This window comes from Streptomyces huiliensis (genome assembly GCF_020037025.1).
Classification (GTDB): Bacteria; Actinomycetota; Actinomycetes; order Streptomycetales; family Streptomycetaceae; genus Streptomyces; species Streptomyces huiliensis.
The window spans coordinates 1-16,427 of sequence record NZ_JAIQLH010000239.1 but is presented as its reverse complement, the minus strand read 5'-3'; the positions used below and the strand labels follow the sequence as shown (position 1 = coordinate 16,427).

Sequence of the window (16,427 nt, the reverse complement as noted above, 5' to 3'; positions counted from 1 at the left end):
CCGAGCCGCAGGAGACCTGCGAATCCGCGGTGTTGGAGACGTTCGTGCCCGCCGCGAACCGCCCGTCGCTGCTCGGCACCACCGTCGTGAAGTGGTTCGTCGCCGAGGACGAGTAGTACACGCACTGGTGGATGTTCAGGTAGCGCCCGGAGGCGAGGTTCAGCGGCTTGACGCCGGAGAGGATGGGGACGAGCTGGTAGTTGCCGTCGCCTGAGCCGCAGGAGACCTGCGAGTCCGCGGTGCCGGAGACGTTCGTGCCTGCCGCGAAGCGTCCGTCGCTGCTCGGCACCACCGTGCTGAAGTGGTTGCTCGCCGAGGACGAGTAATACATGCACTGGTGCAGGTTCAGATAGCCCGAAGCGGCGGCCCCGGCCGGGGCGGCGGGAGCGGGCGCCGTCGTTCCAGCGAAGGCGCACACGCCCAACGCGGCGGCGACCGCCGGCCTCCACGCGCGTCTGATCAACGATCGCATCATTCCCGTCCCTCCTCAAAGTCCGTGCGGTGCGGGTGACTTGACGGGCGCCGGTCCGGCGGCAGCAAGGACAGGAGACCACCGACATCTGTCACGGGTAATGGAGTGAACACAACAACCACTCCATCAGGCGACGACTCGACCGGCCTTGCGCCCGGCTGCGGCGTCGTCACCCACGCCCGGGGCTCCGGGGGCGTCGAAGGCCACTCGTGCGGATCGCGGTCCGGGGCGACCCGCCCTCACCGCCTCCCGCGTAGGTCCTCGATCTCGACGGCCAGGACGGCCATGTCGCGTACGTGCGCGTAGTACACGGCCGCGTACTCGTCCTCGATCGCGGGGAGGACCTTGTCGCAGACCGCCGCCAGCCGCGCGAGGTTCGCACGGTGCCGGTCGGTGAGGGTGCCGTCGAGGACGGACATGGCGGAGCCGTACGCGTCCGCGTCGAGCAGCACCATGTCCTGGCCCTCGACGGACAGGCCGCGAAAGCCCGGTGGGAACGGCCGCGCCATGTGCTCGGCCGTCATCCGCGACAGGGCGTCCCGCTTCTCTTCGTCCATGCCGACGATCATGTCATCCGGCTCCGCCGCGTGGCGGGTACGGGTGCGACCTCCGGCTGACGCCCGCGGGAACGGATACTGACGACGATCAGGGGGTATCCCGACGCCCTCCGATCGGAGTCCCGCATGCCGAACAGGACCCTGCGCGCCACCGCCCTCTCGCCGTGGTGGCCGCCGTCGCCGCACCCGTCGCCGTCGCCGTCGCCGCGCCCGACCGGTCCGAGCCGCCCGCGCGGCAGGCCGTCGCCGTCTCCTCGCTCAAGGGCGACGCGCGCATGGACTATCCCGTCCGGGACCAGGAGGTACGGGTGTCCGTCGACGCCCGCTCCACGTACGCCGCGGGCAGCGTCTCGCGGCGCTCTTGGGGCACCTTCCGCATCTCGCACGCCCAGGACGGGAAGCTCTACTGGGGTGAGTTCAAGGTCGACTGCCTCACCACCGGCGGCCCCACCGCAACCGTCACCGGCCGCCTGGTCCGCACCAGCCCCGGCCACCCCTGGCGCACCGAGCTGGAGCCGCACACCCGCATGGGCGTGAGCTTCTTCGTCCCGGAGAAGGGCTCGGGGAAGGGCTTGGAGAAGGACCAGACGAAAGGCGAGGCCCGCATCGGGCTCTCCGGGGCCACCAAGAAGGGCGAGCCGCTCCTCACACAGTGCATGGCGCCCGCCGCCGACGCGAAGGTCGTCGACGGCGGGTACACCCTGCGCGACCGCGGCTAGCCTGATCTTCAGGCCTTGCCCGGGCGGGGCGGTGAGCAGAGGGCCTGGTCCACGAGCTGCTCCAGGTGCTTCTGCGTCGCCTCTCCCGGTTGCGTGGTGACGGCCACGTTGACGGCGCGGCCGTCCTCGGTCACGCCGCCGCGGGTCTCGTAGCCGGTCATGCTGCCGCCGTGGCCCCAGTAGACGCCGCCGCAGGAGAGCGGGGTGCTGACCAGGCCGAGGCCGTAGCGGGCGCCGGTGGCGAAGGGGTGGCCGGCGGGGACCGTGGTGCGCATCTCGTCGAGCTGGGGCTTCGGAACGAGGTCACCGCGCAGGAGCGCGGAGGAGAAGCGGTTGAGGTCGGAGTTGGTGGACACCAGCTGCCCCGCCGCCCAGGCCCAGGAGGGGTCCCACTCGGTGGCGTCGGCGAAGGGGGCGTCCGGGGACGCCTGGTAGTAGCCCTTCGGGTGGCGTTCGCGGATGCGCAGTTCGCCGGGGGCCGGGAAGTAGGTGTGCCGCAGGCCCGCGCGGCGGATGACGCGGCGGTCGATCTCGGCGGCGAGGGGGCGTCCGGTCACCTCCTGCACGAGGAGCCCGGCGACCAGGTAGTTGGTGTTGCTGTACTTCCAGCCCTCGCCTGGTGCGAAGTCGGCCTTCTGGCGGAGGGCGAGGTCGAGGAGGTCGCGGGGTTCGTAGTAACGGATGTCGTCGCTGAGGGAGTTGGTGTAGTTCGGCAGCCCGCTGGTGTGCTGGAGGAGGTGGCGGACGGTGATACTGCCGCCGTCGATGCCGTCGCCGTGGACGAGTCCGGGGAGGTACGTGTCGACGTGTTCGTCGAGCCTCACCTTGCCCTCGGCGACGAGCTGGAGCACGACCACGGCCGTGAACGTCTTGGTGTTGCTGCCGATGCGGACCTGGCCGTCGCGGGGCACCGGGGCGCGGGTGGCGATGTCGCCGACACCCGCGGTGTACGTGCGGGTGTGCCCCTTGGCGTCCGTGACGCTCGCCAGGGCGGAAGGCATGCCGTCGGAGTGCACGAGGGCGTTCAGGCCCTGCTGGACGGCGTCGGGTCTGGTGGGGGACGGTGCTGCCGTGGCGGATCCTGCTGCGAGTACGCCCGCGGCCACCGCGACCGCTCCCGCCACTACCCCGCGTCGTCTTCTCGTCTGTTCGCGCACGCGCCGACTCCCTTGACCGGAACTGCGGCAGGGAGGGTTCCCCTGCCGGTCCCAGCATTTCCGTCGGAAGCGGGCCGCGACGATCCGGTTGACCGCCCGATGCGGAGTAGGGCAATCCCCCGGGTGTGCGGGGCAGGGGCGGCGAGCCGGGTCAGCCTTCGACCAGCGCGCCGTCGAAAATGCCGCCGACGCAGACCCGCACGGTGGGCGAGATCGGAACGACCCGCCCGCCGCCCAGCATGCATTGGTTGGCCGTGACGCTCGTGGGCGCGGATGTGGCTGCGGCTGTGGGCGCGGCCGTGGCCGTGTCCGTGAGTCCCGCGAGGGAGGCGGTGAGGAGAGCCGCGAAAACAGCGGCGGTGATACGACGCATGTCGACTCCTGTTCAGCCGGGGAGTGAGGGGGGCTCAGCTCCCGCAGGGACTGTGAAGTCGTTGTCTCACTCCCGTCGTTCGCGGTCTACATCCGTTGACGGTCCACCCTCGTGTGAGTGACGACATTCGCCCGGTCGGAGGCCCGGGACTGGCGGCACCGGACTGGACTTGCCGGTCCATTTCCTGCGGCGCAGGGTTGTCCGCACAGCGCCGGACGAGAAGGCAGGGGAGAGCGCGTCATGAGTGAACGGCTGGGGCACAAAGAGGCGTTGATCACGGGATCGACCGGCAACATCGGGCAGGCTATCGCCGAAGCGTTCGCCGCCGAAGGCGGAGTCCCGCGGCGGGGCGGTCGTCAACCTCGGCTCGTGGATCGCCCGCCTCGGCGTCGTGCGCGCCGCCTTCTCGTTCCACGTCGCGGGCGAAGCGGCCGCCGAGGACTGGGCCGCCACCCACGCCCTGGCCCTGCTTGGTGCGGATGGAGACCTCATTGACTTGCTGGGGCACGTCAGGAAGGCTCCGGTGCCCGACGTGCCCCTCAAGTTCTACGAGCTTGAGGCCAAGGCCATCGCCATGCACAAGTACTTGGCACACCACGTCCCGGGGCTGTTGCAAACGGCAACATACGCTCGGGAGGTCATCGCGTGCGCCCAGCCTTGGCTGTCGGTGAAGGAAGTCGAGGCGATGGTCGCGAAGCGAGTCAGCCGACGACACCTCCTCGCCAAGCCCGACCCGCCGCTCCTGTGGTCAGTGCTGGACGAGTCGGTGATCCGCCGCCCGGTGGGGGGACCGGCTGTCATGCGCGACCAACTCGTCCACGTCTTGGAAGCAGTCAAGGCGCCCAACGTGGAGGTGCAGGTCTTGCCCTTCGCCGCAGGGTGCCACCCGCTCATGGGCGGTTCGCTGACCATGATGTCGTTCGCGTCCGAACCGGACCTGGCCTACTTCGAAGCCGATTTGTACGGTCAAGTTGTGAAGGACAGGGCCGCTGTGGCACAGCACGCTCATCGCTATGACCTCGTTCATGCGGCGGCCCTGCCTCCCGGACCATCGATCGCCCTGATCGAGCAACTGGTGGAGGAGTACGACGCATGTGTGCACTAGGTAATGCCGAATGGTGGAAGTCCACCTATAGCGGCGGGCAGGTTGACTGCATAGAGGCGTCGGGCGTTTCGCCCGGCCTCGTCTCGATAAGAGACAGCAAATACCCGTACGCCTCCCGCCTGTACTTCCCCACCCCCGCCTGGCGGGCGTTCACCCAAGCCCTCCGCTCCGGAGCGCTCGCGCGCCCCGGAGCGGAGGCGGAACTCACGGCCGTACGTGGATGAGCGTAGACGGTGACGTCTGGTCGCCCACCTGGAAGGTGAGGGTCACGTCCGCCGGCACCGGAGCGTCCGGGAGCGCCTTGACCGCGACCCAAGCCGCGGAGGTCGAGCCCTTGCCGTGGAGGGCGAGGTAGACGCCCTCGAAGGCGAGGACCTGGCCGTCGGCCTGGAGCACGCCGGTGTAGGTCTGGGTGGCGAAGTGGGCGTCCATGATGGTCAGTTGGTAGCCGCCTTCCGAGACGAAGGCCAGGCCCCTGCCGGACGGGAGGGTCACCCGGACCTTCTGCGGGCCGACGGCCCCGTCGCTCTCGGCGCGCACCTGGATGCCTGGGTAGCGGGTCTCGCCGGCGCGGGTGAGGGTGACCGGTGTGCCGCCGGGGGACAGGGCGAAACGGGAGGCGGCGGCGCCGACGCGCAGGTCGATCTGGCCGCCCAGGTCCGTACCGCGGAACCGGGCGGTGATCTGCATGGGGCCTTCCTGCGGGCCGGCCTGGAGCGTGCCGGCGGGGACGGTGAGCCAGCCGCCGGCGTCCGTCTTGGCGGCGTAGGTCAGCGGGGCCTGGCCGCCGTAGGAGAAGTGCGAGCCGGTGGAGTGGGGTTCGAGGCGCAGGGTGACGTCCTGGCCGGAGAGGGGCTGGTTGGTCTCGTCGAGGAAGCGGACGCGGAAGGCGCCGAAGGGGGAGTCCTTCGGGGCGGTGAGGGGGGCGTCGGCGGAGCTCGCGGGGTCGGTGCCGGCGACGCGGTAGTCGTGGGCGGGGGCCGAGAGCCGTACGGCGACGCAGGCGAGCATGGTGCCCGTCCAGTAGCCGTCGGCGGTCTCGTCCGTGAAGGCGAGGTAAGCGTCGGGGGACTGGGCGATGAAGGACTTCCGGTACTGCTTCCACTGCCGACGCCAGCTGCCGCCGGGGATCGGGTCGTTGCGCGCCTGCGGGACGGCGATGTAGTCGCTGTCGAGCGACTTGCCGCCCTCGCGGACCCTCCCGTCGGTGACGCTGTAGTGCATCGAGGTGTAGTGCGGCGGCTCGTTGTACCAGGGCGAGCTGGCCCAGAAGGTGACGTCGTACTGGGCGCCGGGGATCAGGCCGGCGAGGTGTTGTCCTACGTAGCCGTGGCGGCCGTTGCCGCGGCCGACGAGATCGACGGAGTTGCTGCCGTCGACCTCGCCTTCGGCGTCGCTCTGGGCGAAGGAGTACTCGTGATTGGCGACGTCGATGTAGTCGCCGGGGTTGGCGCCGGGCTGGCCGTTGCTGTTGCCGCTCGCGCCGTAGTCCCAGTAGACGAGGCGGACGTTGTCGCCGCCGACGGCCACGGCCTGGCTGAAGCCGCACTCGGAGGCGTTGAAGCGCGGGCCGGCCTGGAAGCCGCCGTCCTTCACCAGGTTGGGGTTCTGGTCGTCGACGACGGGAGCGCCGGCCGAGCCGGGCTGTGCGGGCGTGTTCGACGGCATGGTGATCCTCCTTCGCTGGAGCGCGGGCGCGGGGGTGGTCTGCGACGGGTGGTGCTTCCGCTCATCTCGTCATCGCGCGGACAGGGGGACGGGCGCGGGCTGTGGCGCGCCCGCGACGTGGAAGGAGCGCCGGCGCCGGGCGTCGTACAGCGACTCGACCGCCTCGCACCAGAGGTCGAGGTCGGGGGTGGCGCTCAGCTCGTCGGACCGGGCCTTCGCACGGTGTGAGGCGCGTTCCCAACGCCCCGGATCCCTGAGTGACTTCAGGGCGTGCAGCCACGCGTGGAGGTCGTCGCGGTAGGCGAAGATGCCGGCTTCGCCGAGGGATTCGACGAGACCGGGCGTCGGGTGGGCGATCACCGGAATGCCGGAGGCCATCGCCTCGACGGCGACGCGCCCCCAGGATTCGTAGAGGCTGGGCATCAGCATGACGCGGGAACGGCTGTAGACGTGTTCGCGCATGTCGTTTCCCGGCACGCCGTCGGCGACCTCGCAGTTGGGGAGGCGGGTCGGCGGCAGGATCTGTGTTCCGTAGGAGCCCTTGACGCCGAGGAAGTCCCATTCGGGCGTCCAGGCGGCGATCTGCCAGAAGATGTCGCCGCCCTTGTCGGGGTTGAGGTTGACGAGGGTGGCGCAGTCGCCCGGTTCGGTGCGGTAGTCGTCCGCGATGACCGGAGGGCGGACGACGATCGTGCGGGCGGGCAGGAATTCGGCGGGATAACGGGCGTAGTGGATCTCGCCGTCCCGCCGGATCCATTCACTGTTGTAGACGACGAGGTCGGCTCCGGCCGCGTTGTGGTAACTCGTGGCGAAATTGTCGTGGCAGATGACGACCACGGGGATCTGGCGGGCGCGGGCGAGTCCGGACACGAGCGGGACGTTCTCGAAGTGGGAGAGCAGGAGGTCCGCGTGCTGCGCCTCGGTGGCGAAGTCGGCGCCTTCCTGGAACGGGACGACCCGTACGCCGTCGATCTCGTAGCTCTTCTCGATGGTTCCGGGGTGCGAGAGCCAGACCGTCACACGGTGACCGCGTTCGGCCAGGGGCCGGAGCATCGAGTGCAGCATCCATTCGGATCCCGCGTTGTGGGCCGGGGGATATCCGTACACCCGGGCCGTGACGGACATGCCGCGCGGCTTCTTGGGCGGGGTGGGCCGGGGGTGGGCGGTCCTGGGCGGGCGGGTGGCCGTCACCGGGTCCACGGCGCTGGTGCTCCTTCCGGTGTCCTTCCGGGCGGTCGCGCTCACCAGGGCCGCGCGTCCACGACGACGGGCGTGGAGCGCGCGGTGCGGACGCCCACGCAGAAGGTGAGGGCGGCCGGCTCCTTGGACGCGGCGGGGGTGTGCGGCTTCGCTGAACCGGCCTCCCCGGCCGGCTTCGCCGTCACCGCGACCCAGACCGTCGATTCCGCTCCCTTTTCGGAGAGGAACAGGTCGACACCGGGGAAGAGGAGCGCCTGTCCGTCCGCTGCCGCGTGGCCGGGGAAGAGGTGCGGTGTGCCGTGGGCGTCCTGCACGGTGAGCCCGTAATTCGGGCCGCTCTCGGCGGAGAAGTACAGCCCCTTTCCCGCGGGGAGGGCGACGTAGACGTCCTGCGGGGAGACCGTGCCGTCGTCGTCCGCCCGGACCCGTACTCCCGGATATCCGACCGGGTGGTCGTGGTCGAGCGTGACGTCCGGCGGGCCGCCGGGGAAGACGGAAAAGGGGATGTCGTCGACGATCCGGACGGTGGTGGACGGGGACGCCGCGTCGCCCAGGCAGAAGGCGAGCGCGGTGCTTCCGGGGCGGGCGCCGTCGCCGGCCCTGACCGCGACCCATGCCGTGGACGCCGTTCCCTTTCCGGAGAGGGCCGGGTCGACTCCCTGGAAGGTGAGGGAGCGGCCGTCCGGCGACGGGTTCCCGGGATAGGCGGTCGTTTTCCCGTGGGCGTCCTGCACGGTCAGGAGGCAGTTCGCGCCGCCCTCCGCGTGGAATTCCAGGCCCTTTCCCCGGGGGAGGGCCACATAGGCGTCGAGGGGTAAGACGGGCTCGTCGCCGGTCGCCGTCATCCGTACGCCCGGATAGCCGGTCCTGCCGGCGACGGCCGTCACGACGTCGGGCGGGCCACCCGGGGTGAGCGAGAACGGGGCGGTGGGGGGCGGGGACGCGTTTCCGGGCCCGCTTTCGGGGGCGGCCTCGGGGGCGGTTTCGGAGGCGGCTTGGAGGGGTGCTTCGGGCAGGGGCTCGGGCGCGGCTTCGGGCACGGCGTTTCCCTTCTCCTCTACACGGACGGCGCGGCTCTTCTCCGTGCGCACGCTGGGACGGCCATGACGGCGGGCACGACGCGACGGCACGCCGAACGCACCCCGGACCGCGGGGAGTTCGCCCGGAGAGGTCCGGGTGCCGTGACGCGGCGTGCCGCGATGCGACGCGACGCACTACGAAACGGTGCGGTGCGGCGCGGCGCGGCGCGGCGTGCGGAGACCCCGGGGAAAGGCGCCGTGAACGCCGGCGTGCGATGCGGCGTCGCCCTCCCCCAAGGCCCAGGCCCTCACCTGCGATGTCTCGAAACCCGCCGTGACGCGTGCGGGACCCGGGACACGGATTGACGGGGGCCTTCGCCGTGTCGAACCAGGCTGACGCGGGACGGACGTCCGCGAAAGGGGGAGAGACCGTACAAAAAAGCGTCCCTGCCACGATCCTTTCCCCCTGTACCCGGCCCCGCCCGTCCCGGCCGTCCCCCGCACCCCGCCGGCCCCGAGGAGCCGTACCTCACCCGCCCCGCCGGCCCCCTTCGCTCCACCGTTGACCAGGGCATCACGACCCGGAACGCCCCATGATGGCCGGGACCGGCGGGGAGGGAACCGGCCAGGCGGGAGGGCCGGTTCCGGAGGCCGGTCGCGGCACCGCCGCCCTCCGGCTGCGCGATATCCGGACATGAGTCCGATCGCTTTGTGCCATCCGTCGACAACCCGGCCCCGGTCTCGTCCGGCCGCGGCTACACAGGAAGATCAGAGTGGCGTGCCGACGCCCCACGGGGTGACGGCCGATGGCCGGGGGAGGCCGGACGGATGCTGACGATCAACGTGGCGGTGCTGCTCGCCGTCATCATCGTCGTGCGCTTGGGGCGGCGTACGGAGGCGCGCAGCCGTAACGACGAGAAGCTGAGCGCCGTCCTCGCCCTGGCGCTGGGCGTTCTGCTCGCGCCCACTGCGCTGGGCCAGGCGATCCAGGACATCCTGGGGCAGTTGGCGAACAGCGTCACCCAGGCCGGCCGATGAGCCGCCGCCCCCGCCCCCGCCGCCGCCCCCGCCCCGGCCCCCGCACGCGCAAGGGTCGGCGGCGGCAGCGTACAGGCGACCGGCTGACCGGCCTGCTCGTGGCCGCCGTCCTGGCCGTCGTGCTCGTGGCGGCCGTCGTCGACTGGCTGACGGCCCACTGGTGGGTCATGGCCGCCACCGGGGCGCTCGCGCTGTCGGCGGGCGGCGCCGTCCTCCACCGGAAGCGGCAGCGGGCGCGGTGGGAGGCGGTCCGCGCGCGGGGCCTGCGGTACGCGCTGCCCCAGCTGGACGCCCTGCACCACGCCCGGTTCGAGGAGGCCGTGCGGGACCTGATGCGCCGTGACGGGTACCGGGACGCGGTCCGCGTCGGGGGCGGCGGTGACCTGGGAGCCGACGTGAAGGCCACCGACCCCTACGGGCGGCGCTGGGTGATCCAGTGCAAGCACCGGCGCGGCGGCCCGGCCGGTTCCGCGGTGGGTACGCCCGACCTCCAGGTCCTCAACGGAACCGCCCGCCCCGTCCACGGCGCCGACGTCGCGGTGATCGTGACGAACGGCCGGGTCACCGGGCCGGCCGTGGCCTTCGCCCGGCAGCAGCGGCTGCACGTCGTCGACCGCCCCGCACTCGGAGTGTGGGCGTCCGGTTCCCGGCCCTTGTGGGAGCTGCTCGCGGCGCTCCCGCCGTCCCGCAGGCCGACTGCTCGCCCCTGACCGGCCTGGTCCCTGACCGGCCTGGTCCCTGACCGGCCTGGTCCCTGACCGGCCTGGTCCCTGACCGGCCTCGTCCCTGACCGGCCTCGTCCCTGACCGGCCGGGGGTCGGGGGAATCCCGGCCCCCGCCCCGGACGTTGTCAGGGAACGTGACCCGCACACGCATACCCGTCCCCCTCTCCGTCCTCGACCGCTCCCGTACCCGGCGCGGGCGGGAGCCCGGGGAGGCGCTGCGGGACACTGTCCGGTTCGCGCGGGAGGCGGAGGCGCTCGGGTACCGGCGGTTCTGGGTGTCGGAGCACCACAGCGTGCCCGGCGTGGCCGGATCCGCTCCCACCGTGCTCGCGAGCGCCGTCGCCGCCGCCACGTCGCGGATCCGAGTCGGCACCGGCGGGGTGATGCTGCCCAACCACCGGCCGATGGTCGTCGCCGAGCAGTTCGGGGTGCTGGAGTCGCTGTTCCCCGGGCGGATCGACCTCGGGGTCGGGCGGTCCGTCGGGTTCACGGACGGCATCCGGCGGGCGCTCGGGGTCGGGAAGGAGGCGGTGGAGGACTTCGAGGAGCGGCTCGGGGAGCTCGCCGCGTGGTTCGGCGGTGGGGCCGCGGCGTACCCGCAGGTGCACGCGCGGCCGGCCGAGGGGCTGCGGGTGCCGCTGTTCGTCCTCGCCAACGACACGGGGGCGGACATCGCGGGCCGCGCCGGCGCCGCCCTGGTGATCGGCGGGCTGCGCGGGGAGGACCGGCTCGTCGAGGCCGTCGAGCGGTACCGGAAGGCGTTCCGGCCGTCGGCCGCCGGGCGCACCGAGCCGTACGTCGTGCTCGCGGGCGACATCGCCGTCGCGGCGACGGAGGAGGACGCCCGCCGGCTGCTCGTCCCGGAGGCGTGGGCGCTCGCCTACTCCCGTACGCGCGGCGTCTTCCCGCCCCTGGAGCCGGCCGAGGAGATCGAGGGGCGGGCGATGACCGACCGCGAACGCGGGTACTTCGAGGGCGCGTTGAGCCGTCCGGTGTACGGGACGGAGGAGCAGGTCGTCGGCCGGCTGGCCGCCCTGGTGGAGCGGACGGGCGCGGACGAGGTGCTCGTCACGACCAGCAGCCACGACCGGGCCGCGCTGCTGGACTCGTACCGGCGGCTGGCGGGGTTGGTGGGGTTGGTGGGGCTCGCGGGCGGCACCTGACCGGAAGGGGTCTGGGGCTCCGTCCCTGCCTCAGCCGAACATCACGCTGTGCCGAGCGTTGCCGCCGAAGTTCGCCGACGTGCCCGGCGGCATGGTCAGGCGCGATCCCTCGCACCCCTGCTCCTCGAACAGCGTCGCCGTGGCGTTCGTGCGGTTGGTCGCGCTCTTGGCGCCGGAGAGCAGCAGGAAGCACTCGCCGTTCGCGGGGTTGTGCAGCGTGAAGTCGTCCTCGTTCACGTTGACGTAGGTGAAGTCCCCGGTGGCCGCCTGGGCGCTGGTGGACATCCCGCAGAACAGCGCGGCGGCGGCTCCGACGGCGACGGCCGCCCGGACGACGTGGTTTCCCCGTGATCGCATGACAGATCCCCCCGGATGTCCGCCGGGGCGCGCGCCCCGGTCGTCACCAGCGTCGTACGGTCCGGCCGTCGCCTGAAGGGGGTGGGGGCCGTCGCCACCCGAACGGATGACCTCGGAGGCGGAGGGACCGGTGGGGGAGCCGGTGGGGGAACCGGTGGCGAACCGCCCTTGACCTCAAGTGAACTTGAGGGATCAGGATGATCTCCATGAACACCGAAACCGGCGAAACCGTCGAAAGCGCCGTAACCATCGAAACCGCCGAAGCCGCCGAAGCCGCCGAAGCCGCGGACGTCAGAGCGATCCACCAGGTGGTGGCCGAGGTCGAGCGGGCCCAACGGGCCAAGGACGCCGAGGGGTTCCTCGCGCTGTTCCACCCCGAGGCGATCTGGACGACCGCCCACGGCAAGGTCCTCGTCGGCCTGGACGCCATCGCCGCGTTCACGCGCGCCGTCCTGCCCGCGGCGAGCTGGGACGGCGAGGTCACCTACGAGCCGGTGCACGTGCGGTTCCTGCGGCACGACGTGGCGGCGGTGAAGGTGCGGCAGGTCTACCACGCGGCGGACGGCGGTTCCGAGGGGGCGCCGCTGTACGTCCTGACCAAGGGGGACGACGGGCGCTGGCTGCTGCACGCCTGCCAGAACACGCAGGTGCACGCGGTGCACGCGGAGGAGTAGCGCCCGCGTGCACCCGCGTGCACCCCCACATGCACCCCCACATGCACCCCCACATGCACCCCCACATGCACCCCCACATGCACCCCCGCGTGCACCCACGTGGTGTCCGGCCGTTGCGACCGTCAGAGCGCCTGCGCCGCCGGCTTGACCAGGTCGCGGACGGTCTTCGACTTCACGTACTCACCGATGGCCGTCATCTCCCACTCGCCCGAGTACTGGCGGATGAACTTGCACATCAGGACGCCCGTCTTGGGCTCCGAGCCGGTGAGGTCGAAGCGGACCAGCTCCTCGCCGGTCTGGCCGTCGAGCAGGCGGCAGTACGCCTTGGCGACATTGGTGAACTTCTGGCCGCTGTAGGAGCTGACGGTGAAGACCAGGCCGGTGACCTCCGGCGGCAGACCGCCGAGGTGGACGGTGATCGTCTCGTCGTCGCCCGAGCCCGCGCCCGTCAGGTTGTCGCCGGAGTGCTGGACGGTGCCGCCCAGGATCATCAGCTTGCCGAAGTAGCAGGCGTCGATCATGTTCCGCTGGGGGCCGAAGGCAATGACGGAGGCGTCCAGGTCGATCGCCCGGCCGCCGAACGCGGGCTCCCAGCCGAGGCCCATCCGGACCGACTGCGTCAGCGGGCGGCCGCCCTTGACCAGGGAGACGGTCTGGTTCTTCTGGAGGCTGACCCGGCCCTTGTCCAGGTTGATCTTCCCCGTGCCGGGGGCGTGGGCCGGGGGCGCAGGAGGGGCCGGGGGAGCGGGCGGGACGGGAGCGCCGAACGCGCCGGCCGGGGGCTGCGGGGCCATGGGGGCGGGCGGCGCCGGCGGGGCGACGGGAGGGGCGGGCGGGGTCATCGGGGCCGGGGAGGCCGCCGGTGCGGGAGCGGGCTCCTCCACGCTCACGCCGAAGTCCGTGGCGATGCCCGCCAGACCGTTCGCGTACCCCTGGCCGACCGCCCGCACCTTCCAGGCGTCGTTGCGCCGGTAGACCTCGACGACGACCAGCGCCGTCTCGGTGCCGAGCCGCGGCGGGGTGAAGGTGGCCAGCGGGGCGCCCGAGGCGGCGTCCCGGACGGTGGCCGTCGGTTCGGTGCCCGCGAAGGTGGTGCCCGGGGCGTCCAGGCTCGCGGTGACGACGATCTTCTCGATGCCGGCGGGCACGGCGGCCGTGTCGACCGTGATCGAGTCGGGCGAGCCCGCCGCCCCGGCGCGGTGGGTCACGCCGGGGCCCGTGGGCTGGTTGTAGAAGACGAAGTCGGCGTCGGAGCGCACCTTGCCGTCGGCGGTGAGCAGCAGGCCCGAGACGTCGAGCCGCACGGGCGCGGCGACGTCCACCGTCACACGGGTGACGGAGAGCGGGATGTTCGAGCCGGGGGTCATAGCGGTCATGATCCGTTCAACGCGTGATCGGGCTTTACGGTTCCATTGCCCGGGGTGGAAGTTCCACGGCCCGGGGCGGAATACGGCGATGGTGTTCGCGGCTGTGTATCGTGCCTTTCTTTTGATCTTGAGCACGAACGACGCGGGAACGCGGGAACGGGGGACGCGATGACGGGCGCCATGACGGACGCCATCGTCCAGGGGACGGTAGCCGAGGGGTTCGAGCCGGTGCGCGAGGTGTTCGCCGCGACGCTCGCCGAGGAGCGGGCCGGGCACGCCGCCCAGCTGGCCGCCTACGTGCACGGGCGGCGCGTGGTCGACCTGTGGGGCGGCCCGGAGATCGACGGGGACTCGCTCACCGGCGTCTTCTCGTCCACCAAGGGCGCCGCCCACCTCGTCGTCGCGCTGCTCGTCCAGGACGGGACGCTGGACCTGGACCGGGAGGTGCGGCACTACTGGCCGGAGTTCGCGGCGGGCGGCAAGGAGCACGTGACCCTGCGGCAGCTCATATCCCACCAGGCGGGTCTGGTCGGCGCGGACGGCGGCTTCACCCCCGAGGAGATGGCCGACGACCGCGCCATCGCCGAGCGGCTGGGCGCCCAGCGGCCGTACTGGCGGCCGGGTGCCGCCTTCGGCTACCACGCGCTCGTCATCGGCGCGCTGACCGGCGAGGTCGTCCGGCGCGTCACCGGTCAGACCATGCAGGAGGTCTACGAGACGCGGATCCGCGCCCCTTACGGCATCGACCTCTTCATGGGGCTGCCGGAGGAGCTGGAGCCCCGGTGGCTCAGCACCCAGCCGATGGATCCGACGCCCGAGCAGAAGCGGCAGCGGGCGGCGGCGGGGCACGGGCCGGACGGGCTGCCGGGCGTCGCCTTCAACCGCAACCACGCCAAGGCGCCGACCGTGCTGGAGGAAATGCCCAATGCCCGGTCGATGCGGGCCGCCGGGCCCGCCTCGGTCGGCGGCGTCGCGTCCGCGCGGGGGCTGGCCCGGCTGTACGCGGCGGCCGTCAGCGGGGTGGACGGGCGGGATCCGCTGCTGACGGCCGACATGGCGGCTCGGGTCGCCGAGATCCAGGCGGCCGGGCGGGATCTGGTCAACGGCGCCTACCAGGCGTACGGCCTGGGGTTCGTGGTGGTGTCCGAGCACTACCCCTTCCTGGGGGCGCGGTCCTTCGGGCACAGCGGCGCGGCCGGGTCGCTCGGCTTCGCCGACCCGGGGGCGGGGCTGGCCTTCGGCTACAACCGGCGGCGGTTCGCGTTCCCGGGCGGGGCGGCGCCTGAGACGTTCGCACTGGCGAAGGTGATCCGGGAGTGCGCGGCGGGGTGAGCCGGACCCGCCCCCACCCGGAGTGGGCGACTCGGGCGCGGGACGGGTGAGGCGGGTGGGGTGAGCGGGGTGGGTGGGGCGGGTCCGCGCGTACCGGACCATCGGTTACCCGTACGGGCGGTCCCGCCGCGCTCGGAGGCCCCCCGCCCCGGGCGGGTTCGCGCCAACATCACCGGCTCGCGGCGTCAACCGTGCCGCTCCCCCCTGCTCGTGACCCTCACGCGGCTCGACGCGCCCCGGGCGCAGGGGAGTTCGGGGCGCGTCGGCCGAGGCCACGTCGGAGCCCCGCGCACGGCGGCGCAAAAGGCGCGCTCGACAGGCCCGTTCGGCGGCGGCGAGGATGCCCGTACCCGATAGCGGCGATGTATGCCGAACGTCCGGTTTCCGTGGCATGGGCCGGATCCGGGGCCCCTGTCGTATTGGTTCCGGACGCGGCCGTGCGGAAGCGCGAGGGAAAAGGGGGGACGGCAGATGACTCAGGACGTCGTGGGCGCGGGGGCCGGTGCGGCCCGCACCACCGCCGGTTACGACCGGTCCCGGCGGTTCGACGCCACCGGCGCGACGCAGGACTTCGTCGTGCCCGCCGGGGTCACCGTGGTGAACGCCCGGGTGTGGGGCAGCGGCGGCGTGCCGTGGGGGAGCGGCACGGGCGGCGGCGGGGGCTTCACGACCGGGAACGGTCCCCCGGCGAGGGAGAGGCCCATTACGTCGGGCGGCTCTCCCGCGACGGGCAGTCGCTCTCCTTCGACAGGGTGCGGGTGGGGGCGCCCGTCGGGGGTGCGGCTGTGTTGTGGGTCGCGGTGCGGGCCGGTGCGGGGGCTTCGCCTGGGGTTACTTCGCTGGCCTTCGGGGTGGGAGGTGAGGCTTCCGCTTCCACGGCGGTCGTGGTCGTGGGGGGTTGAGGGGCCCGGTCCCTCCCTTTCACCGTTCCCTGCGGGGGCAAGCCCCCCCCGCACCGTCCTCAAACGCCGGACGGGCTGTCCGGGGTCACCGCGGTGACACGAACCCCGACTCGTACGCCGCCACCACCGCCTGCGTCCGGTCCCGGACCCCGAGCTTGGCCAGGACCCCGGCCACGTACGTCTTCACCGTCGCCGCGCCCAGGAACAGCCGTTCCGCGATCTCCGCGTTGGAGAGGCCCTCGGCCATCAGCCGCAGGACCTCCGCCTCGCGGTCGGAGAGGCGGGCGCGGAGGCGGTCGGCCTCGGCGCGGGTGGTGCGTTCGGCGGCGTGGGCGGCGGCGAGGGAGCGGACGGCGGCGGGGAAGAGGAGGGAGTCGCTGCGGGCCACCAGGCGTACGGCGTCCACGAGTTCGTCCGCCCCGGCCCGCTTGAGGAGGAAGCCGGACGCGCCGGCGCGCAGGGCGTCGTACACGTAACTGTCGTTCTCGAAGGTGGTGACGACGATGACGCGCGGCGGGGCGTCCATGGTCGCCAGGATGCGTTCGGTGGCCCGGATGCCGTCGACCTCGGGCATCCGGACGTCCATCAGCACGATGTCC

At 72.5% G+C, this 16,427-nt stretch carries 18 protein-coding genes; 8 read left to right on the top strand and 10 right to left on the bottom strand.

Annotated features, from left to right (window positions below):
- Together JNW98_RS29515 and JNW98_RS29510 are read right to left on the bottom strand one after the other, a co-directional pair.
- A partial coding sequence (locus JNW98_RS29515; RefSeq protein ID WP_223771359.1) for a hypothetical protein occupies positions 1-475 on the bottom strand: 475 nt, incomplete at its 3' end.
- A gap of 236 nt (positions 476-711) precedes the next feature.
- Positions 712-1,029, bottom strand: coding sequence for a hypothetical protein (locus tag JNW98_RS29510; RefSeq protein ID WP_223771358.1), 318 nt, complete (start codon positions 1,027-1,029; stop codon positions 712-714).
- 164 nt (positions 1,030-1,193) lie between these two features.
- On the opposite strand from JNW98_RS29510, the gene JNW98_RS29505 reads away from it, so the two are divergent.
- The gene (locus tag JNW98_RS29505; protein WP_223771357.1) at positions 1,194-1,748 is read left to right on the top strand and encodes a hypothetical protein; all 555 of its coding nucleotides are present in this window, start codon (positions 1,194-1,196) and stop codon (positions 1,746-1,748) included.
- Positions 1,749-1,756: 8 nt separating this feature from the next.
- Here the strand turns inward: JNW98_RS29505 and JNW98_RS29500 are convergent, their stop codons facing one another.
- Together JNW98_RS29500 and JNW98_RS29495 are read right to left on the bottom strand one after the other, a co-directional pair.
- On the bottom strand, positions 1,757-2,905 hold the full coding sequence (locus JNW98_RS29500) for a serine hydrolase domain-containing protein (RefSeq protein ID WP_223771356.1): 1,149 nt from the start codon (positions 2,903-2,905) through the stop codon (positions 1,757-1,759).
- Between the two features lie 151 nt (positions 2,906-3,056).
- Positions 3,057-3,278, bottom strand: coding sequence for a hypothetical protein (locus tag JNW98_RS29495; RefSeq protein WP_223771355.1), 222 nt, complete (start codon positions 3,276-3,278; stop codon positions 3,057-3,059).
- A gap of 391 nt (positions 3,279-3,669) precedes the next feature.
- Here JNW98_RS29495 and JNW98_RS29485 point away from each other — a divergent pair, with 391 nt between their 5' ends.
- Positions 3,670-4,383 (top strand): DUF5753 domain-containing protein, encoded by a 714-nt coding sequence (locus tag JNW98_RS29485; RefSeq protein WP_223771354.1) that lies wholly within the window; start codon positions 3,670-3,672, stop codon positions 4,381-4,383.
- Positions 4,371-4,607: a DUF397 domain-containing protein gene (locus JNW98_RS29480; protein ID WP_223771353.1), complete on the top strand. Its 237-nt coding sequence runs from the start codon at positions 4,371-4,373 to the stop codon at positions 4,605-4,607. The genes JNW98_RS29485 and JNW98_RS29480 overlap by 13 nt, the downstream gene beginning before the upstream one ends.
- Here JNW98_RS29480 and JNW98_RS29475 read toward each other — a convergent pair.
- The 3 genes from JNW98_RS29475 to JNW98_RS29465 all read right to left on the bottom strand — a co-directional run bounded on the left by JNW98_RS29475 (position 4,588) and on the right by JNW98_RS29465 (position 8,291).
- Positions 4,588-6,051: a hypothetical protein gene (locus JNW98_RS29475; protein WP_223771352.1), complete on the bottom strand. Its 1,464-nt coding sequence runs from the start codon at positions 6,049-6,051 to the stop codon at positions 4,588-4,590. The genes JNW98_RS29480 and JNW98_RS29475 overlap by 20 nt on opposite strands.
- Before the next feature lie 69 nt (positions 6,052-6,120).
- On the bottom strand, positions 6,121-7,176 hold the full coding sequence (locus tag JNW98_RS29470) for a glycosyltransferase family 4 protein (protein WP_223771360.1): 1,056 nt from the start codon (positions 7,174-7,176) through the stop codon (positions 6,121-6,123).
- Positions 7,177-7,292: 116 nt separating this feature from the next.
- A complete protein-coding gene (locus JNW98_RS29465; RefSeq protein WP_223771351.1) occupies positions 7,293-8,291 on the bottom strand; it encodes a hypothetical protein in 999 nt (332 codons plus the stop codon).
- Positions 8,292-9,098: 807 nt separating this feature from the next.
- On the opposite strand from JNW98_RS29465, the gene JNW98_RS29460 reads away from it, so the two are divergent.
- The 3 genes from JNW98_RS29460 (at position 9,099) to JNW98_RS29450 (ending at position 11,196) form a co-directional block, all read left to right on the top strand.
- On the top strand, positions 9,099-9,308 hold the full coding sequence (locus JNW98_RS29460; RefSeq protein ID WP_223771350.1) for a hypothetical protein: 210 nt from the start codon (positions 9,099-9,101) through the stop codon (positions 9,306-9,308).
- Complete coding sequence (locus JNW98_RS29455) at positions 9,305-10,018, top strand: restriction endonuclease (RefSeq protein ID WP_223771349.1); 714 nt, start codon at positions 9,305-9,307, stop codon at positions 10,016-10,018. The genes JNW98_RS29460 and JNW98_RS29455 overlap by 4 nt, the downstream gene beginning before the upstream one ends.
- Before the next feature lie 149 nt (positions 10,019-10,167).
- Positions 10,168-11,196 (top strand): LLM class flavin-dependent oxidoreductase, encoded by a 1,029-nt coding sequence (locus JNW98_RS29450; RefSeq protein ID WP_223771348.1) that lies wholly within the window; start codon positions 10,168-10,170, stop codon positions 11,194-11,196.
- 30 nt (positions 11,197-11,226) lie between these two features.
- Here the strand turns inward: JNW98_RS29450 and JNW98_RS29445 are convergent, their stop codons facing one another.
- Positions 11,227-11,553 (bottom strand): hypothetical protein, encoded by a 327-nt coding sequence (locus JNW98_RS29445; RefSeq protein WP_223771347.1) that lies wholly within the window; start codon positions 11,551-11,553, stop codon positions 11,227-11,229.
- Between the two features lie 206 nt (positions 11,554-11,759).
- Between JNW98_RS29445 and JNW98_RS29440 the strand changes: the two genes are divergently transcribed.
- Positions 11,760-12,227, top strand: a complete 468-nt coding sequence (locus JNW98_RS29440; RefSeq protein WP_223771346.1) for an SgcJ/EcaC family oxidoreductase — start codon at positions 11,760-11,762, stop codon at positions 12,225-12,227.
- 122 nt (positions 12,228-12,349) lie between these two features.
- On the opposite strand, the gene JNW98_RS29435 is transcribed toward JNW98_RS29440, so the two are convergent.
- On the bottom strand, positions 12,350-13,594 hold the full coding sequence (locus tag JNW98_RS29435) for a TerD family protein (protein ID WP_223771345.1): 1,245 nt from the start codon (positions 13,592-13,594) through the stop codon (positions 12,350-12,352).
- A 180-nt stretch (positions 13,595-13,774) separates the two neighbouring features.
- Between JNW98_RS29435 and JNW98_RS29430 the strand changes: the two genes are divergently transcribed.
- A complete protein-coding gene (locus JNW98_RS29430) occupies positions 13,775-14,926 on the top strand; it encodes a serine hydrolase domain-containing protein (RefSeq protein WP_223771344.1) in 1,152 nt (383 codons plus the stop codon).
- Positions 14,927-15,913: 987 nt separating this feature from the next.
- Here JNW98_RS29430 and JNW98_RS29425 read toward each other — a convergent pair.
- On the bottom strand, positions 15,914-16,427 hold a 514-nt coding region (locus JNW98_RS29425), incomplete at its 5' end, for a LuxR C-terminal-related transcriptional regulator (RefSeq protein WP_223771343.1).

Bases quoted from the DNA above. Each gene is read 5' to 3' on its own strand.
- JNW98_RS29510 (WP_223771358.1), bottom strand. From the start codon at position 1,029: ATGGACGAAGAGAAGCGGGACGCCCTGTCGCGGATGACGGCCGAGCAC.
- JNW98_RS29495 (WP_223771355.1), bottom strand. From the start codon at position 3,278: ATGCGTCGTATCACCGCCGCTGTTTTCGCGGCTCTCCTCACCGCCTCC.
- JNW98_RS29480 (WP_223771353.1), top strand. From the start codon at position 4,371: ATGTGTGCACTAGGTAATGCCGAATGGTGGAAGTCCACCTATAGCGGC.
- JNW98_RS29475 (WP_223771352.1), bottom strand. From the start codon at position 6,051: ATGCCGTCGAACACGCCCGCACAGCCCGGCTCGGCCGGCGCTCCCGTC.
- JNW98_RS29470 (WP_223771360.1), bottom strand. From the start codon at position 7,176: ATGTCCGTCACGGCCCGGGTGTACGGATATCCCCCGGCCCACAACGCG.
- JNW98_RS29460 (WP_223771350.1), top strand. From the start codon at position 9,099: ATGCTGACGATCAACGTGGCGGTGCTGCTCGCCGTCATCATCGTCGTG.
- JNW98_RS29455 (WP_223771349.1), top strand. From the start codon at position 9,305: ATGAGCCGCCGCCCCCGCCCCCGCCGCCGCCCCCGCCCCGGCCCCCGC.
- JNW98_RS29445 (WP_223771347.1), bottom strand. From the start codon at position 11,553: ATGCGATCACGGGGAAACCACGTCGTCCGGGCGGCCGTCGCCGTCGGA.
- JNW98_RS29440 (WP_223771346.1), top strand. From the start codon at position 11,760: ATGAACACCGAAACCGGCGAAACCGTCGAAAGCGCCGTAACCATCGAA.
- JNW98_RS29435 (WP_223771345.1), bottom strand. From the start codon at position 13,594: ATGACCCCCGGCTCGAACATCCCGCTCTCCGTCACCCGTGTGACGGTG.
- JNW98_RS29430 (WP_223771344.1), top strand. From the start codon at position 13,775: ATGACGGACGCCATCGTCCAGGGGACGGTAGCCGAGGGGTTCGAGCCG.